At 28.1% G+C, this 24,282-nt stretch carries 22 protein-coding genes; 20 read left to right on the top strand and 2 right to left on the bottom strand.

Annotated elements, in window-relative coordinates:
* Positions 1–11 precede the first annotated feature (11 nt).
* The 3 genes from T514_RS0112125 to dut all read left to right on the top strand — a co-directional run bounded on the left by T514_RS0112125 (position 12) and on the right by dut (position 2,072).
* Complete coding sequence (locus T514_RS0112125) at positions 12–428, top strand: hypothetical protein (protein ID WP_027625016.1); 417 nt, start codon at positions 12–14, stop codon at positions 426–428.
* A 677-nt stretch (positions 429–1,105) separates the two neighbouring features.
* A complete protein-coding gene (locus T514_RS0112135; RefSeq protein WP_027625017.1) occupies positions 1,106–1,417 on the top strand; it encodes a hypothetical protein in 312 nt (103 codons plus the stop codon).
* Between the two features lie 220 nt (positions 1,418–1,637).
* Positions 1,638–2,072 carry a dUTP diphosphatase gene (dut, locus tag T514_RS0112140; protein WP_027625018.1) on the top strand — a complete coding sequence of 145 codons (435 nt, stop codon included), beginning with the start codon at positions 1,638–1,640 and terminating at the stop codon, positions 2,070–2,072.
* A 71-nt stretch (positions 2,073–2,143) separates the two neighbouring features.
* Here dut and T514_RS24525 read toward each other — a convergent pair whose 3' ends face one another.
* A complete protein-coding gene (locus T514_RS24525; protein WP_051542025.1) occupies positions 2,144–2,773 on the bottom strand; it encodes a phosphatase PAP2 family protein in 630 nt (209 codons plus the stop codon).
* A gap of 366 nt (positions 2,774–3,139) precedes the next feature.
* Here T514_RS24525 and T514_RS0112150 point away from each other — a divergent pair, with 366 nt between their 5' ends.
* The 9 genes from T514_RS0112150 to holA all read left to right on the top strand — a co-directional run bounded on the left by T514_RS0112150 (position 3,140) and on the right by holA (position 13,961).
* Positions 3,140–4,258: a glucose-1-phosphate adenylyltransferase gene (locus T514_RS0112150; RefSeq protein WP_027625019.1), complete on the top strand. Its 1,119-nt coding sequence runs from the start codon at positions 3,140–3,142 to the stop codon at positions 4,256–4,258.
* A 19-nt stretch (positions 4,259–4,277) separates the two neighbouring features.
* Positions 4,278–5,387: a glucose-1-phosphate adenylyltransferase subunit GlgD gene (glgD, locus tag T514_RS0112155; RefSeq protein WP_027625020.1), complete on the top strand. Its 1,110-nt coding sequence runs from the start codon at positions 4,278–4,280 to the stop codon at positions 5,385–5,387.
* 12 nt (positions 5,388–5,399) lie between these two features.
* Positions 5,400–6,842: a glycogen synthase GlgA gene (gene glgA / locus T514_RS0112160; protein ID WP_027625021.1), complete on the top strand. Its 1,443-nt coding sequence runs from the start codon at positions 5,400–5,402 to the stop codon at positions 6,840–6,842.
* 24 nt (positions 6,843–6,866) lie between these two features.
* Positions 6,867–7,820 (top strand): D-2-hydroxyacid dehydrogenase, encoded by a 954-nt coding sequence (locus tag T514_RS0112165; RefSeq protein WP_027625022.1) that lies wholly within the window; start codon positions 6,867–6,869, stop codon positions 7,818–7,820.
* A gap of 34 nt (positions 7,821–7,854) precedes the next feature.
* Positions 7,855–8,136, top strand: coding sequence for a DUF503 domain-containing protein (locus T514_RS0112170; protein ID WP_027625023.1), 282 nt, complete (start codon positions 7,855–7,857; stop codon positions 8,134–8,136).
* A 139-nt stretch (positions 8,137–8,275) separates the two neighbouring features.
* Positions 8,276–10,882, top strand: a complete 2,607-nt coding sequence (locus T514_RS0112175; RefSeq protein WP_027625024.1) for a cation-translocating P-type ATPase — start codon at positions 8,276–8,278, stop codon at positions 10,880–10,882.
* Between the two features lie 66 nt (positions 10,883–10,948).
* Entirely contained in the window at positions 10,949–11,221 is a 273-nt protein-coding gene (locus T514_RS24530; protein ID WP_034868996.1) for a hypothetical protein, read from the top strand.
* Between the two features lie 121 nt (positions 11,222–11,342).
* Positions 11,343–12,911: a ComEC/Rec2 family competence protein gene (locus T514_RS0112185; RefSeq protein ID WP_169735820.1), complete on the top strand. Its 1,569-nt coding sequence runs from the start codon at positions 11,343–11,345 to the stop codon at positions 12,909–12,911.
* A gap of 24 nt (positions 12,912–12,935) precedes the next feature.
* Positions 12,936–13,961: a DNA polymerase III subunit delta gene (gene holA / locus T514_RS0112190; protein WP_027625026.1), complete on the top strand. Its 1,026-nt coding sequence runs from the start codon at positions 12,936–12,938 to the stop codon at positions 13,959–13,961.
* A gap of 50 nt (positions 13,962–14,011) precedes the next feature.
* On the opposite strand, the gene rpsT is transcribed toward holA, so the two are convergent.
* On the bottom strand, positions 14,012–14,278 hold the full coding sequence (rpsT, locus tag T514_RS0112195; RefSeq protein ID WP_027625027.1) for a 30S ribosomal protein S20: 267 nt from the start codon (positions 14,276–14,278) through the stop codon (positions 14,012–14,014).
* Between the two features lie 198 nt (positions 14,279–14,476).
* On the opposite strand from rpsT, the gene gpr reads away from it, so the two are divergent.
* The 8 genes from gpr to dnaK all read left to right on the top strand — a co-directional run bounded on the left by gpr (position 14,477) and on the right by dnaK (position 24,204).
* Positions 14,477–15,451: a GPR endopeptidase gene (gene gpr / locus T514_RS0112200; protein ID WP_027625028.1), complete on the top strand. Its 975-nt coding sequence runs from the start codon at positions 14,477–14,479 to the stop codon at positions 15,449–15,451.
* Between the two features lie 104 nt (positions 15,452–15,555).
* Positions 15,556–16,629 (top strand): stage II sporulation protein P, encoded by a 1,074-nt coding sequence (locus tag T514_RS0112205; RefSeq protein WP_051542033.1) that lies wholly within the window; start codon positions 15,556–15,558, stop codon positions 16,627–16,629.
* A gap of 65 nt (positions 16,630–16,694) precedes the next feature.
* Complete coding sequence (locus T514_RS24535) at positions 16,695–17,027, top strand: hypothetical protein (protein ID WP_034868998.1); 333 nt, start codon at positions 16,695–16,697, stop codon at positions 17,025–17,027.
* A gap of 217 nt (positions 17,028–17,244) precedes the next feature.
* Positions 17,245–19,053: a translation elongation factor 4 gene (lepA, locus tag T514_RS0112215; protein ID WP_027625030.1), complete on the top strand. Its 1,809-nt coding sequence runs from the start codon at positions 17,245–17,247 to the stop codon at positions 19,051–19,053.
* Between the two features lie 160 nt (positions 19,054–19,213).
* On the top strand, positions 19,214–20,365 hold the full coding sequence (hemW, locus tag T514_RS0112220) for a radical SAM family heme chaperone HemW (RefSeq protein WP_027625031.1): 1,152 nt from the start codon (positions 19,214–19,216) through the stop codon (positions 20,363–20,365).
* 185 nt (positions 20,366–20,550) lie between these two features.
* The gene (hrcA, locus tag T514_RS0112225; protein ID WP_027625032.1) at positions 20,551–21,588 is read left to right on the top strand and encodes a heat-inducible transcriptional repressor HrcA; all 1,038 of its coding nucleotides are present in this window, start codon (positions 20,551–20,553) and stop codon (positions 21,586–21,588) included.
* A gap of 57 nt (positions 21,589–21,645) precedes the next feature.
* Entirely contained in the window at positions 21,646–22,275 is a 630-nt protein-coding gene (grpE, locus tag T514_RS0112230) for a nucleotide exchange factor GrpE (RefSeq protein WP_027625033.1), read from the top strand.
* A gap of 72 nt (positions 22,276–22,347) precedes the next feature.
* On the top strand, positions 22,348–24,204 hold the full coding sequence (gene dnaK / locus T514_RS0112235; RefSeq protein ID WP_027625034.1) for a molecular chaperone DnaK: 1,857 nt from the start codon (positions 22,348–22,350) through the stop codon (positions 24,202–24,204).
* Positions 24,205–24,282: the final 78 nt, after the last annotated feature.

The raw sequence follows: 24,282 nt of genomic DNA on the forward strand, positions 1-24,282 counted from the left end.
TGAGTAAGTTAATGATGGAATATGACATAAAAGAAGAATTTCTCCAAAAGAAGAAGGTTTCTAAATATAAAAACTATATTGACAATGGTTTCCCTAAAAGCAATCAATTGGACTTTATGCAAGTAAGAAGTATTGTGCTTATTGTTGTAAATTTAGAAACATATAATAAATGTAAAGATAATAAGGTAAAATTACTTATTTTATTAGCGTTGACCAGTTTTAACGAAGAAGGTAAAGATACTTTTGAAACAGAGGAAGTTATTAAGAGAATAAATATAATAGCGAAATATTTCAACATAAATTCTCCGGAAATAATAGATAACGCAGTCTATTTTAAACCAGATATGAATAAAATGAAAGAACTTCTACAAAAATCTATGACTGAGATAAAAGAAAATAAGATGGAAAATGTATTATTTAAGATATAGAAGCAAGATTAAATAATTTATAAATAAATTTTAATAACATTAATTATCTATACTAGATAAAAACCTTGAAAATACAAGGTTTTTTTGTTTTAGTATCAATTCTTATCATTTACTACAAAGGCATTTTAGAACATAAAAACTGTATATAATATTTTTTTATATAGATATTATAATAATATGAAAATTGGTAATAATAAAGGTATAGATAACCTCTTCATTTTTACCCCGTGTGAGCGGGGTTTTTTTTTGTATCATTTTTACTAATAATATTCTCACTTTTACTTCATGAATAAAAAAAATTATATGTATAACAATAACTTGTAGAAGGGAGTTGTGGCAATATGCATAGAGAAGATAAAAAGAAGGCTAAAAAAGGAAGTAAAAAAAGTGCTAATCCAGATATTATACATGTAGATGAAATGAAAAAGAATAATAATAAAAATAAAAATTTATAAGATAAAAGTCTATAAATCTTTATTTTTGTATTTTGGAAAATTCAATTTAAACTACAACATTAGTGCCACTTATTCTCTATTTAAAATGATGAGAATAGTGGCAATTTATATATTTAAATTAAATTTTATAGCTAAAAAGAAGGAAGAGCAGTTTGCCTTGTAGAATAATATTTATAGATTATTATATATTTATGTAGAAATGTGGAAAGGTGGAATACTTACATGAGTAAAAAAATCGAATTTAAATATGGAGATCCAGAACAGATCATAGAATATAAGCCTGGAGATGAAATGGAATTTAATTTTCCTATGGGAGTAATTTTCTTTGTTGGAAATAATGAAGGAATGGTACTATGCAATAAAATAAATGCATTTAAAGAACAAGCACCAGATCAGGAACATACTAAATTTGGATTATATAATAATGAGGAACTAGTTGGTTTCTTTTTCTTTGATATAGAAAAAACAATACAAATAATACTTTCCTCTGATGACACTATGTTTAAACCAATATTTATATATAATGCTTTCTAACTTTTTAGAGTACAGAGCAAAAGGTGCAAAGGACAGATAAGTAGAATTTTTCTTCATTGTCATTGCCAAAAATTTTAAATTGTTTATCACATGAGGTTTCTAAACTATACGCTAAGAGTGGCCTCCATATCTGTACTCTGTGCTCTGTAATCTGTACTCTAAAAAAGTGCCACGCACTTTTTTTTATATTGTAATGAATGTTATAGAAGGAGTAGTGATTATGTACAAATTATTTGTTAAAAAGCTTAATAAAGATGCAATTATACCAAGTTATGCTCATGAAGGTGATGCAGGTATGGATTTATATTCAATTGAAGATAAAGCTATAGAACCTGGAAATAGTGAGTTAATACATACAGGCATAAGCATACAATTACCAAAAGAAACAGAAGCTCAAGTAAGACCTAGAAGTGGATTGGCTTTAAAACATTCTATTACAGTTTTAAATACGCCTGGTACTATCGATGAGGGTTACAGAGGAGAAATATGTATAATACTAATTAATCATGGAAAGAATTCTTTTAAAGTAGAAAAACATATGAGAATAGCTCAAATGATAATCAAACCAGTATATAAAGTAGAAGTATTTGAAAGTGATGAATTAGTAGATAGTGAAAGAGGAGAAGGTGGCTTCGGTTCAACAGGCTTAAAGTAAGATGCTTGTAAAAAAATATAATAATTATTAATAAAAATAAAGCATGGAAATCTTTTATAGACTTCCATGCTTTATTCTGTACCTGGTATAAATAATGATTTCCAAATAATTTTATCCACAAATTGAAATACTAATTCTCCTAAAACTACAGCAGAAATTAAATCCATCACAACATGCTGTTTTACAAAGAGAGTGGATAATATTATTACACTTGAAAAAGAATAAACAATGATTTTACTTAATATATTGGAATTGTGCTCAAAATGTATGCCTTTAATCATCAAGTAACAAGTCAATACATGAATACTAGGAAAGCAATTAAATGGGTTATCAAATTTGTAAACCAAGCTTGTTAATCTTGTTAATAAATCTGTGCCATAAAGATCAGGTCTTGGTACTGTGGTTTGAAAGAAAAAGTAAATAATATAGCATATGACTAACCCAATATTAATGCTAACTAGTGTTTTGTAATAACTGCTTAAATCTGTAAAGCATAAGTACAATAAAATAGCAAATATATAAGGATACCATGCTAAATAAGGTATTATAAACTCCTTTAAAAATGGAGTAGTTCTATCTAATTCTGTAGTAAGATTAAAAGTTCCTCGACTATTATTATTTAATAATGTATAACTAATATTTATTATTGGAATTGATATTAACGATAATAAATGATTAAAGTTATTTTTTATTTTTTCCATAGTAACCTCCTAAAACTATTATTTCACCATAAAACTATTTTAATACTTATTTATTAATATTTTTTTTTCTAAACCTTAAATATATCTTAAGAATTTATCAAGAGATTCTTAACTTTCACCAAAAATATCCTAAATAGATATGATAAATCCAATTTGGTTAAATAATGAAAGAAATTATGATAAGTATGTAGATATAAAATAAATAATTAGTTACATAAATTATCGTAAGCCTGCATATATTTTTTACATATGCTGTTGCTAAAAATTATAAATTTAAAAAAATGGAAATGACTTGATAAATTTGGTAAAATATATAATAATAATTAGTATCGCAATAACAAAAATTAGACAGGTGGTGGAATTATAATGCACAAAAAAGAAATAATAGCTATGATACTAGCTGGTGGACAAGGTACAAGGCTTGGAATACTTACTAAATATAATGCTAAGCCAGCAGTACCTTTTGGTGGAAAGTATAGAATAATAGACTTTACTTTGAGTAACTGTGCTAATTCAGGTATAGATACTGTTGGAATACTTACTCAATATCAACCTTTGATTTTAAGTTCCCATATAGGAATAGGAACTCCATGGGATTTAGATAGAGCAAATGGAGGAGTAACACTATTACCGCCATATCAAACCAAAAGCGGTGGAGATTGGTACAAGGGTACAGCAAATGCAATTTATCAAAATATAAATTTTATAGATAAATTTGATCCTGAATATGTGCTTATATTATCAGGAGATCACATTTATAAAATGGACTATTCGGATATGCTTAAGTATCATAAAAATAAAAAAGCAGATGCTACTATTGCTGTTATAGAGGTTCCGTTAGACGAGGCAAGTAGATTTGGAATAATGAATACAAATGAAAAAAGTGAAATATACGAATTTGAAGAAAAGCCCAAAAATCCTAAAAGTAATTTAGCTTCTATGGGTATATATATATTTAACTGGAAAATTCTCAAAGAATTGTTAAAACAAGATGAAAATAATAATGAATCTAATAATGATTTTGGTAAAAATATAATACCAAGTATGATTAGTAAGGGAAAAAAGCTTTATGCATATCCTTTTGAAGGTTATTGGAAGGATGTAGGTACTATAGATAGCTATTGGCAGGCAAGTATGGATCTTATAAATGATTCCAAAGACTTGGACATATATGATGAGCATTGGAAAATATACTCTGTAAATCCTGTAAGACCTCCTCAGTATATAGGAAATGAAGCTATAATAAAAAATTCCTTAATAACAGCGGGATGTACTATACATGGACAGGTTATAAATTCTGTTATTTTTCCAGGAGTCTTTGTTGGTAAGAATACAAAAATAAAAGATTCTGTAATTATGTCTAATTCAATAATAAATGATAATGCGTGTATTGCAAAATCTGTAGTTGGAGAGGGAGTAACTATAACAGGAAATACCATTTTAGGAAATGATGATAATATAACTGTAATTAGTGAGGGGAAATAAATACAAAGGGGTGAATTTTATGTTAAAGAACTATATGGGGATTTTGCATTTAGACGAAAATGAAGATAATATAAGACCTCTTACTTTATGTAGACCTTTAGCGTCTATACCTATAGGTGGGAGATACAGAATTATTGATTTTATACTTTCTAATATGGTCAATGCAGGTATAGAAAATGTGGGGATTTTTACAAAGACTAAATCCAGATCACTTTTAGATCATTTAGGTTCAGGAAAGCCTTGGGAATTGGATAGAAAAATAAATGGATTATTTATATTTAATTTTGGTAACATTGCTTCTTATGAAGGAGATGTGGATTCTTTAAGAAACAATATGGAATATTTTTCAAGAAGTAATCAAAAATATGTTATAATAGCTTCATCTAACATGATTTGTAATATAGACTTTAAAGAGGCTGCTAAGTGTCATGAGGAGTCTGGAAAAGATGTTACACTGATATATAAGAATGTGGATAATGGTAAGAGTAATTTTATTGGGTGTGATGTAATTAATTTAGATAAAAATAAAGATGTGATAAGTATTGGTAAAAATATAGGAAAAGAAGATAACTTGAAAATTTTAACAGGAATGTTTATTATGGAAAAGAAATTTATTATAGACATAATACATACTTGTTTGCAAACAGGGTGTGCTAAAAATATTAAGGATTATATAAAAAATAATATTAAGGAAATAAACGTAAATACCTATGAGATTAAAGGATATATGCAGTGCATAAACTCTGTAAATTCTTATTTTAAAGCTAATATGGATATGCTCAATGAGGAAATAAGAAAGGACTTATTTTATAGTAATGGTTTGATCTATACTAAAGTAAAAGACGATGCTCCAACAAAATATGGTGATAATGCAGAGGTTCATAATTCTTTAATAGCTAATGGTTGTATAATAAATGGATCAATAAAAAATAGCATAATTGGGAGAATGGTGAGTATTGGAAAAGGATCTGTATTAGAAAATTGCATTATAATGCAGGGAACACATATAGATGACAATGTTATTTTAAAGAATGTAATTATTGATAAAAATAATATTATTGAAAGTGGAAAAGAATTAAAGGGGGATAATGAGTTTCCAGTAGTTGTAGAGAAAAGAACAATACGCTAAGGGGGATTAATTATGAAAGTGCTTTTTGTGGTTTCAGAGGTGTATCCATTTATGAAAACAGGAGGCCTTGCGGACGTAGCTTATGCTCTTCCTAAAGCTTTAAGAAAACTTGGAATAGACATAAGGGTTATAATGCCAAACTATGTTAGTATACCTAGTAAATATAAAGAAAGAATGCAAAAGGTAAGTGAATTTACTGTACCAGTGGGTTGGAGAAATCAATATGCAGGTTTATTATATCTAGAAGAAGATGGAGTTCCTTTTTATTTTATAGATAATGAATATTATTTTAAGAGAAATGAAGGAGCATATGGTTATTATGATGATGGAGAAAGGTTTGTATATTTTTCTAATGGGGTATTAGAAGCTATTAAGCATATGGGAGATTTCAAACCAGATATAATTCATTGTAATGATTGGCATACAGCTATAATTCCTGTATTGCTTAAGGAAAATTACATTTTTGATGATATATATAAGAATATAAAAACTATATTTACAATACACAATTTAAAATACCAAGGTATATTTGGAAAAGAAGTTTTGGGACAACTTTTAAATTTAGGGGAAAATTATTTTTCAGAAGACAAGTTGAAATATTATGATGGAATTTCTTTTATGAAAGGTGGAATAATATTTTCTGATGTAGTGACTACAGTAAGCAGTACCTATGCAGAAGAAATAAAAACATCTTACTATGGGGAAGGACTTCATGGACTTTTAAATGAGATAAGTTATAAGCTATATGGTATAACTAATGGTATAGATTATGATTTATTTAATCCTAGATATGATAAAGAAATATATTTTAATTATGATGAAAATAGTAGTAGTGACAAACTGAAAAATAAAGATCAATTACAAAAAAGATTAGGACTATGTGAAAAAGTAGATATACCTATGATAGGCATAGTATCTAGGCTAGTTGGACAGAAAGGTATTGATTTAATAGATAATGTTATGGAAGAATTAATAAATTTAGATATTCAGTTAGTTATTTTAGGAACAGGAGAGTCTAGATTTGAAGAAATGTTTAAATATTACGCTGGCACTTACCCAAATAAGGTATCTGCTAATATTTTTTTCAGTAATGAATTAGCTCAAAAAGTATATGCAGCTTCAGATATTTTTTTAATGCCTTCTCAATTTGAACCTTGTGGAATAGGACAATTAATTGCTATGAGATATGGAAGTATCCCTATAGTAAGGGAAACTGGAGGACTTAAAGATACAGTACATCCGTATAATGAGTATACTGGAGAAGGAAATGGATTTTCATTTGCAAATTATAATGCTCAGGACATGTTGTATACTATAAAGAGAAGTATTGATTTTTACTATAAGAAGGATATATGGAATAATTTAATTAATAAATCTATGAGAGAAGATAATAGTTGGAAGAAATCTGCTAATATGTATATTGATTTATACGATAAATTAATATGGAGAAATTAGCAGTTTAGTTAGGGAGATATAAAGATGAAGATACTGGCATATCACAAGTTAGATGAAAAGTTTATTAAAAACATTGAAAATAATGGTGAGAATTTAGTTATAAGTTTATCTGAGGATAATTTCCCAAAAGGTGATAAAGAATTAGAAGATGCTGATATATTAATAGGCTGGGGAGATACTGATGATTTTACAGAAGAAAGAATTAGAATGACTAAAAAATTAAAATGGATTCATATATTAGCTGCTGGAGTGGATAGATTACCTTTTAAAGAGTTAAAAGAAAAAAATATAAAGGTTACTAATTCTAGTGGAATACATGCAATACCTATATCAGAACATGTATTTGCTACTCTTTTATTTTTAGAAAAAAATTTAAATGTTTTATATAAGCAGCAATTAAATAAATGTTGGAGACAGCAACCTATAGAAGAACTTAGTGGGAAAATTATGGCTATAATTGGTGTTGGGAAAATAGGAAAGGAAATTGCCCAAAAGGGTAAGGCTTTTCATATGAAAGTTTTAGGTATAAGAAATAATCCTTTACCTATAGAATATGTAGATGAAATGTATTCTATGGACCATTTAAAAGAGGTTCTTAGCAAGGCTCATGTAGTAGTAATAGCTTTACCACTAACAGACAAGACAAAAGGATTATTTACATTTGAAACTTTTAATTATATGAGAAAAGATTCTTATTTTATTAATATAGGTAGGGGTAAAATTGTTCAAGAAGATGGGCTAATTAAAGCTCTTCAACAAGGAATAATAAAGGGAGCTTCCTTAGATGTATTTCAAAAAGAACCTTTAGATAAAGAAAGTCCTCTTTGGACTATGGATAATGTGATAATCACTCCTCATCAATCGGGAAGTTCTCCTTATTATATAGAAAGAACTATGGATATATTTATGGAGAATTTGGTAAGAATAAAAAATAAACAACAATTAATTAATTTAGTGGATTTAGATAATAAATATTAATTAATTTACAGTAATAATCTTAGGAGAGAAAAATATGATTATAGGTACAGCAAAAGTTTATTTAAGAGCTAGTTGGGTACATTCTTTAAAAGAAAAAAGAATGATAGTACAGAGCATAACAACAAAGGTAAGAAATAAGTTTAATGTGTCCATAGCAGAGATTGAAGATCAGGATATACATCAATCTATAGTTTTAGGAATAGCGTATGTTAGTAATGATACTAGGCATGTTAATACTGTAGTACAAAATGTATTGAATTATATTGAAGGCAATACAGATGCAATGGTGGAAGATGAAATTGTTGAAATATTATAAAAGGCAGTGAAATTATCACTGCTTTTTATATTTATTTTTAAATAATAATAAAAAAATAATTTAATAACGTATTTACTTATTCTTAAAATTTTCATATGATAAATAAGGAAGGTTGTACAACTTACGGAGGTAGTTACATATGGATGAATGGTATAGTAGTAGTTGGAATGATGTGGTAAAAAAATTAAACAGTAATATTTATAGGGGATTAGACCAAAACCAAATTGAAGAACTGCAAAAAATACATGGGAAAAATGTGGTAAAGGTCCCTAAAAGCAAAAACTTTGCAGCTATATTTTTTTCCCAATTATTTAAGTTATGGTCAATATTATTAAGTATTGCTTTGGCGATTTTTTTCTATGCAGGAGAGACTACAGTTTTTGTTTTGTTATTTACAATTTTACTTTTTAATTTAATATTCTTATCAAATATTGAATATAATGAGGAAAAGAGTTTAATGGAACTTCAAAAGTTGGAGTCTCCTTATACTAGGGTAATAAGAAATAGAAAAGAGATAGAAATACTTTCTGAAGATTTAGTTATAGGAGATATAGTTATACTAAATAAAGGAGATATAATTCCAGCAGACCTTAGAATTATTGAGAGTAATTCGCTTAAAGTAAAGGAAGGAGCAGTTACAGGAGAAGGATATACGATAGAAAAATATCATACTAAAATTGAAGATTCAGAGATAAATTTAAGTGAAATGAGAAATATTTTATTTAAATCTTCTGTAATAATAGAAGGAAATGCTACTGGTATAGTAGTAGCTGCAGGAATGAATACTCAAATAGCTAACATAATAGGTATGCTTTTTGAAGAAAAAACGGAAAAGCATATACTAAAAAATAAAGTACATAAATTAGTAAATAGTTTAAGCATAGGAGTAGTTGTAGTTGCTGTTTTGATTGCTTCTTTTAATGTTATAGGAAAGAAGAATTTAGATTATATATTATATAATACAGCATCTATAATTATGGCTCTTATACCTGAAAACATATTTTTAATATTAGGAATATTATCTTATATATTATTAAAATATTTTAAGGAAAAAGGTGTACATTTTAAAAATTTATCTGTAATACAAAATTTATCACAAGTTTCTTTAATATGTGATGATAAAGTTGGAGTATTTTCACAAAATACAATGAATTTAGATAAGATATATGTAAATGAAAGTATTATAGATCATAGGGACATAAATTTATTAGATGAAAAAAATGATAATAATGGTGTCATAGAAAGATTAATTCAAATAGGACTTTTATGTAATGATACAAGAGTATCTAACGGAGAATTTTCTAATTCAAAAAATGACTTAGTTGAAATAGGAATTGCTAAAGGAGCTTTTGATATTGGAATTAGTAAGGAAAGAGTAGAACAAGGAAAAGAAAGAGTTTCTCAAATTCCTTTTGATAGACAAAGAAGGATTATGACTACCATTAATAAAATAGAAGAAAATTATAGAGCTAATGTAAAAGGGGCAGTAGATGTTTTATTAAATAAATGTACACATATAATAAAAAATGGCATTGAAAGGGAAATGACAGAAGAAGACGTAAAAATTATTAAAAATGTAGATATAAATATGTCATTACAAGGTCTTTCTGTAATGGGCTTTGCTTATAGAAGTTTTAATTATGAACCAAGTCTTAAAGAAAATATAGAGAGCAATTTAGTTTTTGTTGGATTAATGGCATTTAAAAATCCTACTAGTTACTCAACAAAAGAATTAATAAAGACATGCCAATCAATGTACATAAAACCGATTATAGTTACCGAGGATAATAAAATAGCTGCAGAAGCATTTGGAAAAGATATAGGAATAGTAAATAGAAATAAAAAGATATTATCTGGTGTAGAGATAGACAATATGCCAGAAGAGGATTTCGAAAAAAATGTTGAAAATGTAAGTATATTTTCTAGAATAATTGCAAAACATAAAGTGAAAATTGCTAAGTATTATAAGGAACATGGACATACTATTCTTATGTCTGGTGGAAGGATTACAGATCTTCCTTACTTAAGAATTTCTAATGTAGGAGTTTCCATAGGAAATAGTAGTATAGTAAAGAAATTATCAGATATCATATTAGTGGATAGAGGATTTGAAAATATTATAGATAGCATTAAACTTTCTAGAAAGTCCATAAATAGTATAAGAAAAATTATTATGTATATATTTATTTGTTCAATATGTCAATTTGCATATATAATGTTAACAAGTGTGGCTGGATATAATCATATTCTTTCTCCTTTAAATATCCTTTGGACGAATAGTATTACTGTTATTTTAGCTTCTATTAGTATAATGCTTGATTATAAAAATGAAAATATTGATTATAGACCAGATGTTATAGATGACTATTTATTGAAAGAAAATATTATTAAGTTTGTATTTAAAGGATTTTTTATAGCTTTTATAGCATCTATATCTTTATATTTTAATAAAAAAGTTCCAATGGATATAAGTAACAGCATTGCTTGCTTTATATTAAATTTAAACTTAATAATTTATTCAGTTAATTCTTCTGAAGCTTATATATTTAAAAATAAAGTTTCAAATATAATTCTTTTATTAAATGTATTATTGCAAATTGGATACCTAATATTGAATTGTAAAGATAATTTAATGAGTTTATTTAATGTACAACCATGGAAAACTTCCTTGCTTCTAATTTTGGCTTATATAATAATTGTATTTAGTTTTAAGGCTATTAATAAAAAAGAAGAAGTATTCATGTAAAGAAAAAATTTGCAGTTTAAACCTCCGTGTTATTGGACAAAATAGTAATACGGAGGTGTATTTTTTATGGTGGAAAGTGTATTTGAAACAATAATAATGGGAAGTAATACAGTATTTTTAGATATGCCAGAAGATGAATACCTTTTAAAATATACTTCATTATCATTAGATTCTGCTCAAAATTTAGCCGATTATTATTTTAAGTATAGAGGAAGAGATGTTATGCCGGAGGTTAAGGATATAGACTTAAATCCAGATACTCATAGTGTTAAAATAACCGTGGAATTAAATTCACAGAATAAAAATATACATTCTCATAATATGATAGAGAACTTATAAAACATATATGGCTATTAATAAACCACTCCTATTTTATGCAGTCTCATTTTTTATAGGGTGTCTTTCATCTTTCCTCTTTAATATTAACCCAATTATAGGTGCAGTAATAGCTGCATCTTTTTTGTGTATAATCCATTTTACAGAGAAAACTATATTTATAGTATTTCTTACATGCTTTTTATTATGTGGTATTTTTAGTTTTAATTCTTATTTTAATTTTTGTGAGAAAAGTATAGGCCAAATTAGAATAGTAGATAAAAGAGAATATTACATTATTGGGAAATGTAAGGGAAGAAATATATTTTTAAAAGGAAATACAAAGGAATTAGAAGAAGGAGAAAAAATAAAAGTTCAGGGTAAATTTCAAAAGGATATAATTTATGAAAAAGGTATAGTAGGCACTTATTATATAAAGCAGTATGAAAGCTTAAAAAAGGATTTTATATATAGGTGTTATGAGTTAAAAAGTGCAATAAAAAAGGAATTATATAAATATTTAGAGGAAGATAAGGTAGCTTTAGTTATGTCTTTGTGCTTTGGAGACACCAGCCTATTATCTAAAGAAGATAAAAATGTATTTACAAAGCTTGGAGTAATACATGCAGTAAGTGTGTCAGGATTTCATATAGCGCTCATATATAAAGTTGTAGAATGTATAGCAGGGTTAAAATTAGCTTTATTATTATCTCTTTTTTATGTGATATTTACTGGATTAAAGTATTCAGCCATAAGAGCATTTATTATGATTGTAATTTTAAAGCTTTCTAAAATAGTATATAAAAACTATGATGGACTATCTTCATTAGCTTTAGCTTTTATGGTAATATTACTATTTAAGCCATATGCTTTTATGGAAATAGGTTTTATGCTTTCTTTTCTTTCTACTTTAGGTATTATGTTATATAATACTAGAATAAAAAGAGTATTATATGTTCTTCCAAGTAAATTAAATGAATCATTAAGCATAACATTAAGTGCTCAAATATTTACCTTACCATACATTGCTTTTACTCTTCAAAATTTTAGCTTAGGATTTATTTTAGGTAACTTGTTTTTAGTTCCCATATATGGAGCTATAGTTGTTATTGGAAATTTAGCTTTATTATTTATTAAAATTCCTTTTATATTTAAATTAATTAGTTTCGTATTAAAAAATCTTTGTATAGCAGTACAAGGAGGAATTTATGTTTTATTGAAGTTTTGTCCCAAAATGACTTATTTAGGGGTTAGGGAAGGGATATGCTTAACTATAATATACTTTAGTTATGTGATGATAAAACATGGAAAACATAAGTTTAAGTATCTTCCTATTATGGCTGTGATTACATTGATTTTAAGTTATTTTACTATATTTCCTGAAATATATTTGATAAATAATACAGGAATTAATGCGGCTATAATAAAATATAATACTCATTGTTTAATGATATGTAACTATGATTTGGAAAAGGGAAGAGAAGTTATAAATATAAAAGAACAATTTAATCCTGATAAAATTGTTACTAATGTAAATAATGATTTTAAAATTAAAATAAATAAAATTGTAATAGAATTATTTAATGATGGAAAAAAGATAGATACTTTAAGTATAAAAAAACATAAAGATAAGCTAATTTATTATGATATAATTGATATGAAAGAAAGAGCTTATTATAAAATCATGTTCGATAAGGTTTATAAACGGAGGTGAATGACACTCTTTTGAGTGAAATTTATGATAAATTTAATTCAGTATGAAGAAAATATAAAAAAAAATAATTTAGATAATTGCTATATATTTTGCGGTATAGATGAGGAATTAATAAAAGAGAATATAAGAACTTTAGTAAATAAAGTTGTAGATAAAAATTTTATAGATTTAAATTATGTTAGATTTGATGGTGATAACTTAAACGGCTTTGACGACATAATAAATGCCTGTGAAACTCTTCCTTTTATGAGTGAGAAAAAAGTTGTACTGGTATATAGAGCAAACTTTTTAGGAGAAGGAGAAGATAATTATAAGAAGAATTTATATAATAGTTTAAAAGAATATATAGGAAATATTCCTTCGTCTACTGTATTGATATTTTATTACATATTTAAGAATAAAAGAGAAAAATTAAGTTATAAAGTACAAAAGCTAGATAATAAGTGCAGAGTGGTAAAGGCAGATAAAATATTTGGTAGGCAATTAGAGGCTAAAGTTAAAGAGGTATTTAACATTAAAGAGAAAGAGATAGGACATATAGAATTAAAATTATTTTGTTCAAATCTACAAAGTGATATGGGAATAATAGAAAATGAAGTGGAGAAATTGTGTTGCTATACAATGGACAGACCAATAAAGAAAGAAGATATATATGCCATGTATCCTAAAAAAGGAGAAGACGATATATTTGATTTAGTTGATTTGATAGGAGATAAAAAGGTAAAAGAGGCAGTAGATATATTAAATGAGCTTATTTATAAAGGTGATAAAATACCAGAGATAATGTATATGATAGAAAGACAATTTAAGTTATTATATAAAATAAAAAATTTTCTTTCTAAAGGAAAGGATAAAAACTTTATAGTAAGCCAAATAAAGCTTCCAATGTTTATATGCGAGAAACTTATTGGACAAAGTAAAAAGTTCACTTTAAGTCAAATAGAAAAAGCTATAAACATATGTTTAAATTCAGAGGAAAAAATGAAAAAGTCTTCTGTAGATAAAAAAGTTGAAATGGAATTATTGATTATAAACACTATAGCAGGATAAATTAAATAAAATATAAAATAAAAAACCGGTTATAAAAACCGGTTTATTTATTAAGCGTTTAAAGAATTTAATCTTACTGCTAATCTTGATTTTACTCTTGCAGCTTTATTTTTATGTAATACTCCTTTTGAAGCAGCCATATCTAAAGCTTTAGCAGTTGCCTTATATTCAGCTTTTGATTCTTCAACATTGCCACCAGCAACAGCAGCTAAAAATGTCTTTATGGAAGTCTTTAAAGCTGACTTTATCATTCTGTTTCTTAAAGTCTTAGTTTCAATAACTTTTATTCTTTTCTTAGCTGATTTAATATTTGCCATTATTTCACCCCCTTGTAGTTTAATAGGGTCTCAGCAGTTTTGGGGAAACCTGCATGTGAGTCTCAATTATTAACAAAGGATATTATATCATTAAATTTAAACTACTTCAAGTAGAATTTACCTCTAATTTTATAAGAATATGAATAAATATTATTGGAAAAACTATAATAAAAATACATTTAGAAGGGAAGAAGCTATATGTTAAGTGTAAGAACTGATTTAGCAGTAGAGGCAAAAGAACTGTATGAGGAGAAAAATAGTGGCAAAATTCCAGGAGTAGAGGTAAAAGAATATAGAGAAGGCTTAATAAAGATTAGTAATGTTAAAGTTGTAGATGATGAAGGAGAAAAGGCGCTAAATAAGCCTAAGGGTAGCTATATTACTATAGATATACCTGAGGTAAGTGGGTATGATAAGGATACTATGGAAGAGATAAGTGAAGTTTTAGCAAAGGTATTATCTCCTTTAATAAAGCTAGATAATAGTATGACGGCTTTGGTAGTAGGATTAGGAAACTGGAATGTAACACCAGATGCTTTAGGACCTAAAGTAGTAGAGGGACTTATGATAACAAGACATTTAAAAGAGTTAATTCCTGATCAAATAGATGAGGGAATAAGACCAGTGTGCGCCATTGCGCCAGGAGTATTAGGATTAACAGGTATTGAAACAGGAGAAATAATAAAGGCTGTTGCAAATAAAATAAAGCCTAATTTAATAATATGTATTGATGCTCTTGCATCCAGAAAATTAGATAGAATTAATAGAACCATACAAATTGGAGATACAGGTATATCTCCAGGATCCGGAGTTGGAAATAAAAGAATGGAAATTAGCGAAAGAACTTTAGGTATACCGGTTATTGCCATTGGGGTGCCTACTGTAGTAGATGCTGCTACTATAGCTAATGACACTATAGACATGGTTTTAGATGCTATGATAAATCAAGCTACTAAGGGTGGAGAGTTTTATAATATGTTGAAATCTTTAGAAAGAAATGAAAGACAAAGTATGATAGAGGAAGTTTTAAATCCATATGTAGGTAGCCTTATGGTTACACCAAAGGAAGTTGACAGTGTTATAGACTCAGTATCAAGGATAATATCCACGGGAATAAATATAGCATTACAACCAGCTCTTAACTTAGATGAAATAAGTAACTATATAAGCTAAAAAGGTATATAAAAATATATCCCCTCATATAATTATTAACATGTGAAATTGTTTAACATATGAGGGGGTGTACTATGAATTTAAAGGAACAAGAAGAAAAGGGAATAAATTACCACATAAGGAAAGATGCAAAGGGTTCTAAAAAAAACATATTAATTTTTATCTTAACCATAGCAATAACGTTTTTTGTAATACTTCCTTTTGTAGTAAAGGCGAATTCAAGTGGTGAAGGCAGTAGAGAAAACATGTTTTATGTACAAGTATTAAATAATGGAATGTCGCTGATTAAGGCTACAGTTTTCAGTGAAGAAGATATGGCAGAAAATAGTTTTTCAATGGAAAAAAGTATATTTAAATTTTTTAATGTGAATACATCAAAGCCAGCAGCTTTAATAGGTAAGGAAATAGCTTGTTTGAATATGCAGGAAAGTGGAGAAGATACGGATATTCCAGCAGATATAATATTTAATCCTTTTAAGTTAAATGATAAATCAGTGAATGTAGATAATAGTAGTACAGAGAACTTGCCTAATAAAACTGTAGTTGTACATGATCCTAAGCTTAAAAAGAAGTTAAATAAGTCAAAGCCAGAAGTGTTTATTTATCATACTCATACTACTGAAACCTACAAACCAGAAAATAAGGAAACTTTGGATGAAACTAAGAATGTTTGTGCGGTAGGAGATGCATTGGCAAGTGAACTTGAAAACAATTATGGAATATCTGTAATACACGATAAGACAGTACATGATGCTACAGCATATACACAAAGTTATCAAAGAGCTGGAGTAACTGTGGATAAATATTTAAAGAAATATGGAAACTTTAAACTTATTATAGATTTACATAGAGATTCGGTAGATAAAAGTGCTGTTACTGCAAAGTTAAATGGAGAAAATGTTGCTAAGTTTATGTTTGTTATGGCAAGAAAAAATCCCCATTTTAAAAACAATATGGAACATGTTAATGAAATGGTAAAAATATCAGACAAACTCTACCCAGGTTTTTGTAGAGGGGTATTATATCGTAATATAGGAATAAGCTATTATAATCAAAATAAGAGTAATAATGCAGTATTAATAGAGTGGGGATCTAATAATAATACTTTAGATGAAGCAAAAAATTCAGCAAAGTATTTAGCTAGAATAATAGGAGAACACCTTAATGGTAAAAAATGAATAAAATTTATATAAGAGGACACCCTTATAATAGTGAATAACTAAGCGTTTGGGGGTGTTTTTTTATGAAAAAAAAAGGTGTAATATCAGTAATTATAATTTTTTTATTTGTTATAGCCATTGGATTTATTAAGGTGAGTAGCAGTCTCCCTAATTTTATAAAGAATAAATCTAAATTTAAGATTTTTTATACTAGTAAACCCTTTGATTTAACTTTTGAGACAGATAAATATGTAATATATATAAATAAAAAAGCCATTTATAATATTAATGATAGAATGAGTTCAACTTTTAATAATATAGTTCAAGGTACATCTAAAGCAAGTAGAAATATAATTGATGGGGCTTATGAAAAGATTAATCATACAGTTGAGAAGTTTAAGAAGAGCAAAGAGTAAAGAGAACAGAGCACAAAGTATGGAGTAAAGAGATTAAAGTATAGAATATAAAGTGAAGAGAATGGAATTTAGAAAAAAGTTTAGAAGAAAGATTGGAAAGCATAATATAGAAAATTTTAATTTAACAAAATTCTATTATATAACTAACATATTGACATATCCCCGTAATATTGTGCTATAATTTACTTTGAATTATTGTACAATGGAGGTAAAGTGGATGCAGAGCGAAAGACAAAAGCATATAAGAAATTTTTCTATTGTTGCCCATATAGATCACGGTAAATCAACACTTGCAGATAGATTATTAGAAAAGACAGGAACTCTTACACAAAGAGAAATGGAAGAACAGATTTTAGATACTATGGAACTTGAAAAAGAAAGAGGAATTACTATAAAGTCTCAGGCAGCTAGACTTATATATAAGAGAAAAGATGGAGAAGAATTTATACTAAATTTGATAGATACTCCAGGACATGTAGATTTTAACTATGAGGTTTCAAGAAGCCTTGCAGCTTGTGAAGGGGCAATACTTGTTGTGGATGCTACTCAGGGGATACAAGCACAGACTTTAGCAAACTGCTATTTAGCATTAGATCATGACCTAGAAATAGTTCCAGTTATAAATAAAATAGACTTACCTAGTGCCAGACCTGATGAAATAAAAAAAGAAATAGAAGATGTAATAGGAATAGAGGCGGGGGATGCACCTTTAGTTTCAGCAAAAACTGGTTTAAATATAGAGGATGTTTTAGAAGCTGTAGTTCAAAAGGTACCAGCGCCTACTGGGGATGAAAATGCTCCATTAAAGGCTTTAATATTTGACTCCTACTATGATAGTTATAAAGGAGTAGTTTCCTATGTAAGAATAAATGAGGGAACTGTAAGACCTGGTACAAAAATAAAACTTATGGCTACGGGAAAGGTTTATGAAGTTATAGAAACAGGTGTATTTGTTCCTCAATATATGAAAGTTGATGAACTTAGAGCTGGAGATGTTGGATATATTACAGGTTCAATAAAAAATGTTAGAGATGCTCGTGTAGGAGATACTATAACTGAGGCTAGTAGACCAGCGGATAAGGCACTTGCAGGATATAGACCAGCTGTACCTATGGTATTCAGCGGAATTTACCCTGTAGATGGAGCAAAATATGAAGAATTAAAAGAAGCTTTAGAGAAATTGCAGATAAATGATGCTGCACTTTCATTTGAGCCTGAAACATCTATAGCATTAGGATTCGGATTTAGATGTGGATTCTTAGGACTTCTACACATGGATATAATACAAGAGAGAATTGAAAGAGAATTTAATCTTGACATAATTACTACAGCTCCATCTGTTATTTATAAAATAGCTAAAACAGATGGTACTATATTAGAAATTACAAACCCAACTAATTTACCAGATACAACAGAAATAGATTATATGGAAGAGCCAGTGGTAAAGGCTTCAATAATTACTCCTTCTGATTATGTAGGTACTATTATGGACCTTTGTCAAAATAGAAGGGGAACTTTTAAAGATATGCAATACATTGAAACTACTAGAGTAGTTTTAAATTATGACATACCTTTAAATGAAATTATATATGATTTCTTTGATGCATTAAAATCAAGAAGTAGAGGATATGCTTCTTTAGATTATGAACTTAAGGGATATCAATCAGCTCAACTTGTTAAACTTGATATATTATTAAATGGAGATATAGTTGATGCTTTATCAATGATAGTTCCTGATGAAAGAGCCTATGCTAGAGGAAGAGGTATGGCAGAAAAACTAAAGGAAATTATTCCAAGACAGATGTTTGAAATACCTATACAGGCAGCTGTAGGATCAAAAATAATAGCCAGAGAAACAATAAAAGCTCTTAGAAAAGACGTTTTAGCAAAATGTTATGGTGGAGATATATCCAGAAAGAGAAAACTGTTAGAAAAGCAAAAAGAAGGAAAGAAGAGAATGAGACAAATAGGTTCTGTAGAAATTCCTCAAGAAGCATTTATGGCTGTGCTTAAGACAGAAGAATAATGTAAAAGGTTGAAGAGTAAAGAGGATGCCTCTTTTACTCTTCTTTTTTCAAGGAGAAGTTTTAAAAGTGAAGAGAGAAAAGTTATCATCTACTTTTTACTCTTCATTATTAACTTTTTACTAAAAAATTGATCACAATTTTTTAAAATGGGGTGAAACAATGTACAGTGAAAATACAAATAAAGAAGTTGGGTTATATATTCACATACCCTTTTGTAAGCAAAAATGTTTATATTGCGATTTTCCTTCTTTTTGCGGCAAGGAAAGTTTAATGTTAGATTATGCAAAGGCGTTGGCAAAAGAAATAAAAAGTATAACACATAGGAAAATAGGGACTATATTTATAGGTGGAGGTACACCTACATACTTGAATATGGAAGGATGGAATATAATAAAAGAATCTATTAAAGAATTGAATAAAGTGGAGGATATTGAGTTTTCTGTGGAAATGAACCCAGGTACTGTGGATAAGGAAAAGTTAAGATTTTTAAAAAGTATGGGAGTAAATAGATTAAGTATAGGACTACAAGCTTGGCAAAATAAATTGCTAAAAAAGTTAGGAAGAATACATGAGATTAAAGATTTTATAGAAGCTTATAATGAAGCTAGAGAAGAGGGTTTTGATAATATTAATATAGATATAATGTTTGGACTTCCTGATCAAACCATGGAAGATTTAAAAGAAACCTTGGAGAAAGTTGTTAAATTAAATCCAGAGCATATATCTTGCTATAGTTTAATAATAGAAGAGGGAACTATTTTTAATAAGTTATATGATGAAGAAAAATTAAATGTTCCAACAGAAGATATAGAAAGAGATATGTATTCATATTGTATTAAATTTTTAAAAGATAGGGGTTATAGCCAATATGAAATATCCAATTTTTCAAAAGAAGGCAGAGAATGTAGGCATAATCTTATATATTGGGATTTAAAAGAGTATATTGGATGTGGTTCAGCAGCACATTCCTATATTGATGGGACTAGATATAGGCACACAGAAAGTGTTGAAAAATATATTGAAACTATGAATAATGATAAAGATATAAAAATGGATTTGCATAAAAATTCTTTAAAAGAAGACATGGAAGAATTTATGTTTATGGGACTTAGAAAGATAAAAGGCATAAGTACTTATGAGTTTAAAAGAAGATTTAATAAAAATATAATTGATGTATATAAAAATACAATAAATAAATATTTAGAAAATAATCTCTTGATAATGGATAAAGGGAGAATATGCTTATCACCAAGAGGGATAGAGGTTTCTAATAGTGTTATGTGTGACTTTATATTAGAGGAATCTAAATAGAAAGCTATAGATATATGGAGTATTAGTAAGATATTATGAAAAAAGTATAATAAAACAAATTTAAATAATAAATTATAGTGATATTACTATTTAAATAGGTTTGACAAATATAAAATAGAATGATATTTTTTAATCATAGTAGTTAGCACTCAACAAGAGTGAGTGCTAATAAATGAGGTGATTATATGGAAATGGATGAAAGAAAAATAAGAATACTTCAGGCAATAATACAAGATTACATCAATACAGCTGAGCCTGTAGGGTCCAGGACCATAGCAAAAAAGTATGATCTAGGCATAAGTTCTGCTACAATTAGAAATGAAATGGCAGATTTAGAAGATATGGGATATCTTGAACAACTACACAGTTCATCTGGTAGAAAACCATCAGATAAGGGATATAGGCTTTATGTAGATAAGTTTATGCAATTGCATAAATTGTCTCCAATAGAAGAGAACATAATAAAAACACATATATTGAATTCAGCATTATATGAAATGGATAGGGTTATAAAACAAGCTACATCTATTCTTGCAGAATTGACAGGACTTACTTCAATAGTTAAATCACCTTCAGGTAAAAAAAGTTGTATTAAGTCAATTCAACTTATTAACATTGATGTTAATAATATTTTATCTGTAATAATAACCGATACCAATATTATAAGAAATAATGTAATAAGAACAAAGAAAAGCATAGATAATTATAGCTTAGCTAAATTAAGTAATATCTTAAATGTAAGATTGAATAATTTAACTGTAGAAGAAATAAACTTAGAAGTTATAAATAACTTAAAAAATGATCTAAGAGGATATGAAGATATATTTAATGCCATAATACCAGCACTTTATGAAAGCTTAAATAGTATAGATACCTTTGATATATATTTAGAAGGTACTACAAATATATTTAACTATCCAGAGTACAATGACATAGAAAGAGCTAAAAACTTTTTATCATTAGTTGATAACAAAGATAAAGTTAATGATCTAATAAATAGTAGTGATAGTATAACTATAAAAATTGGAGAAGAAAACTTTGTAGAAGATGCTAAGGACTGTACTGTTATATCAGCAGTATATAGTTTAAAAAATAAGCCTCTTGGAAGTATAGGGGTTATTGGTCCAACAAGAATGCCATATTCTAAGGTTGTATCTATATTGGGAGAAATAGTTAATGAAATAAATAATGTTTTAGATGACGGATATGATGATGAATTTTAACGTTGGGTTAAGAATATGGTAAAAAATAATAAAAGCGAGAATGGAGGCATAGAGAAAATGGAAAAAGATAAAAATGATTGTCTGGAAAAAGATTTAAGAGATGAAAAAGTTGAAGAGGAAACTTTAGCCCAGGCAGAAAAAAATGAAGATGAAGAATTTGAAAAAATCAATAGTGAGGATAATGACATAAATGCTATGGAAAATTTAAAAAATGAAAATGAAAAATTAAAAAATGAAAATGAAAATTTGAAAAATGAAGATGAAAAATTAAACAATGAATTAGAAACTCTAAAAGATAGGTTAGTAAGAACTGTAGCTGAGTATGATAATTATAGGAAAAGAACAGCTAAAGAAAAGGAGGGAATCTACACAGATGCTTGTGAAGATGTTTTAAAACAAATGCTTCCTGTACTTGATAATCTAGAAAGGGCATTAGCTGCTGATGGAAGTATAGATGATTTGAAAAAGGGTGTGGAAATGACTGTTAAACAGTTTAATGATTCCTTAGAAAAATTAGGGGTTGAAGAAATTTCAGTAGAAGATGGATTTGATCCCAATTTCCATAATGCAGTTATGCATATAGATGATGAAAGTTACGAAAAAAATGTTGTTGTTGAAGTATTCCAAAGAGGATACAAAAGAGGAGACAAAGTTATAAGATATAGTATGGTTAAAGTTGCTAATTAGTCTTTAAATAGAAAAAATCTATTTAATATATATTAAACATATAGTTAAAGTAACTATAAGGAGGTAGTTTATATGTCAAAAGTAATAGGTATCGACTTAGGTACTACAAATTCATGCGTAGCAGTTATGGAAGGTGGAGAACCTGTAGTTATTACAAATTCAGAAGGAGCAAGAACAACACCATCAGTTGTATCATTCCAGGCAAATGGTGAAAGACTTGTAGGTCAAGTTGCTAAAAGACAGGCAATAACAAACCCAGATAAGACAATAATTTCAATAAAGAGACATATGGGAACAAATCATAAAGTAAATATAGATGGAAAAGAATATACACCACAGGAAATTTCAGCTATGGTACTTCAAAAATTAAAGGCTGATGCTGAAGCTTACCTTGGAGAAACAGTAACTCAAGCGGTAATAACAGTGCCTGCTTATTTTAATGATAGCCAAAGACAGGCAACTAAAGATGCTGGTAAAATAGCTGGACTTGAAGTTTTAAGAATAATAAACGAACCAACAGCAGCATCTCTTGCCTATGGTATGGATAAAATGGATACTAATCAAAAGATATTTGTATATGACCTAGGTGGAGGAACTTTCGATGTATCCATACTTGAACTTGGAGACGGAGTATTCGAAGTTAAATCTACAAATGGTAATACAAAATTAGGTGGAGATGACTTTGACCAGAAAGTAATAGATTATATAGCTGATACATTTAAAGCTGAAAATGGTATTGATTTAAGAAATGATAAGATGGCTCTTCAGAGATTAAAAGAAGCTGCTGAAAAAGCTAAAATTGAATTATCATCATCAATGCAGACAAATATAAATTTACCATTTATTACAGCTGATGCTACAGGTCCAAAGCATATAGATATGAATTTAACAAGAGCTAAATTTAATGAATTAACTCATGATTTAGTAGAAGCTACTATAGAGCCAATGAAAAAAGCTCTTCAGGATGCAGGACTTTCAATAAATGAAATAGATAAGATTTTATTAGTAGGTGGTTCTACAAGAATTCCAGCAGTTCAAGAAGCTGTTAAGAACTTTACTGGAAAAGATCCTTCAAAGGGTGTTAACCCAGATGAATGTGTTGCAGTAGGTGCTGCAATTCAAGCAGGAGTTTTAACAGGAGATGTTAAAGACGTATTACTTCTTGACGTTACACCATTAACTCTTGGTATTGAAACTTTAGGAGGAGTTGCTACTCCATTAATACAGAGAAATACAACAATTCCAACAAGAAAGAGTCAAGTTTTCTCAACAGCTGCAGATGGTCAGACTTCTGTTGAAATTCACGTAGTTCAAGGTGAAAGACAGATGGCTGAGGGTAACAAGACTTTAGGAAGATTTACTTTATCAGGAATAGCTCCAGCTCCAAGAGGAGTTCCACAGATAGAGGTAACTTTCGATATAGATGCTAATGGTATAGTTAATGTTTCTGCAAAAGATAAGGGAACAGGAAAAGAAGCTAATATTACTATTACTGCTTCAACTAATTTAAATGACGATGAAATTGAAAAGGCAGTAAATGAAGCTAAGAGATTTGAAGAAGAAGATAAGAAGAGAAAAGAATCTATAGAAGTTAAGAACAATGCTGATCAGATAGCATACCAAACTGAAAAGACATTAAAAGAGCTAGGAGATAAGGTATCAGCAGAAGATAAAGCTACTGTAGAAGAAAAATTAAAGGCTTTAAATGCTGTTAAAGAAGGAACAGATACTGAAGCAATAAAGAAGGCTACTGAAGATTTAACTCAAGCTTTCTATGCAATTTCATCAAAAATGTATCAGCAAGCTGGAGGAGCTCAAGGCGCAGGATTTGATCCAAACAACATGGGGGGAGCAAACCAAGGCGCAAATAATGGCCCAAAAGATGACAATGTAGTAGATGCTGATTTTAAAGTAGAAGACGATAAGTAATCCATAATTATAATTTAATAATTATTTATTAACGAATTTCTTTGAAATATTATATAATGATAATGTAGAAATTAAGGG

The sequence above is a fragment of the Clostridium lundense DSM 17049 genome (assembly GCF_000619945.1).
GTDB lineage: Bacteria > Bacillota > Clostridia > Clostridiales > Clostridiaceae > Clostridium_AO > Clostridium_AO lundense.

What these genes read in the sequence shown, in the direction of transcription:
- T514_RS0112125 (WP_027625016.1), top strand. Translation starts at nt 12, where the DNA reads ATGATGGAATATGACATAAAAGAAGAATTTCTCCAAAAGAAGAAGGTT.
- T514_RS0112135 (WP_027625017.1), top strand. Translation starts at nt 1,106, where the DNA reads ATGAGTAAAAAAATCGAATTTAAATATGGAGATCCAGAACAGATCATA.
- dut (WP_027625018.1), top strand. Translation starts at nt 1,638, where the DNA reads ATGTACAAATTATTTGTTAAAAAGCTTAATAAAGATGCAATTATACCA.
- T514_RS24525 (WP_051542025.1), bottom strand. Translation starts at nt 2,773, where the DNA reads ATGGAAAAAATAAAAAATAACTTTAATCATTTATTATCGTTAATATCA.
- T514_RS0112150 (WP_027625019.1), top strand. Translation starts at nt 3,140, where the DNA reads ATGCACAAAAAAGAAATAATAGCTATGATACTAGCTGGTGGACAAGGT.
- glgD (WP_027625020.1), top strand. Translation starts at nt 4,278, where the DNA reads ATGTTAAAGAACTATATGGGGATTTTGCATTTAGACGAAAATGAAGAT.
- glgA (WP_027625021.1), top strand. Translation starts at nt 5,400, where the DNA reads ATGAAAGTGCTTTTTGTGGTTTCAGAGGTGTATCCATTTATGAAAACA.
- T514_RS0112165 (WP_027625022.1), top strand. Translation starts at nt 6,867, where the DNA reads ATGAAGATACTGGCATATCACAAGTTAGATGAAAAGTTTATTAAAAAC.
- T514_RS0112170 (WP_027625023.1), top strand. Translation starts at nt 7,855, where the DNA reads ATGATTATAGGTACAGCAAAAGTTTATTTAAGAGCTAGTTGGGTACAT.
- T514_RS0112175 (WP_027625024.1), top strand. Translation starts at nt 8,276, where the DNA reads ATGGATGAATGGTATAGTAGTAGTTGGAATGATGTGGTAAAAAAATTA.
- T514_RS24530 (WP_034868996.1), top strand. Translation starts at nt 10,949, where the DNA reads ATGGTGGAAAGTGTATTTGAAACAATAATAATGGGAAGTAATACAGTA.
- holA (WP_027625026.1), top strand. Translation starts at nt 12,936, where the DNA reads ATGATAAATTTAATTCAGTATGAAGAAAATATAAAAAAAAATAATTTA.
- rpsT (WP_027625027.1), bottom strand. Translation starts at nt 14,278, where the DNA reads ATGGCAAATATTAAATCAGCTAAGAAAAGAATAAAAGTTATTGAAACT.
- gpr (WP_027625028.1), top strand. Translation starts at nt 14,477, where the DNA reads ATGTTAAGTGTAAGAACTGATTTAGCAGTAGAGGCAAAAGAACTGTAT.
- T514_RS24535 (WP_034868998.1), top strand. Translation starts at nt 16,695, where the DNA reads ATGAAAAAAAAAGGTGTAATATCAGTAATTATAATTTTTTTATTTGTT.
- lepA (WP_027625030.1), top strand. Translation starts at nt 17,245, where the DNA reads ATGCAGAGCGAAAGACAAAAGCATATAAGAAATTTTTCTATTGTTGCC.
- hemW (WP_027625031.1), top strand. Translation starts at nt 19,214, where the DNA reads ATGTACAGTGAAAATACAAATAAAGAAGTTGGGTTATATATTCACATA.
- hrcA (WP_027625032.1), top strand. Translation starts at nt 20,551, where the DNA reads ATGGAAATGGATGAAAGAAAAATAAGAATACTTCAGGCAATAATACAA.
- grpE (WP_027625033.1), top strand. Translation starts at nt 21,646, where the DNA reads ATGGAAAAAGATAAAAATGATTGTCTGGAAAAAGATTTAAGAGATGAA.
- dnaK (WP_027625034.1), top strand. Translation starts at nt 22,348, where the DNA reads ATGTCAAAAGTAATAGGTATCGACTTAGGTACTACAAATTCATGCGTA.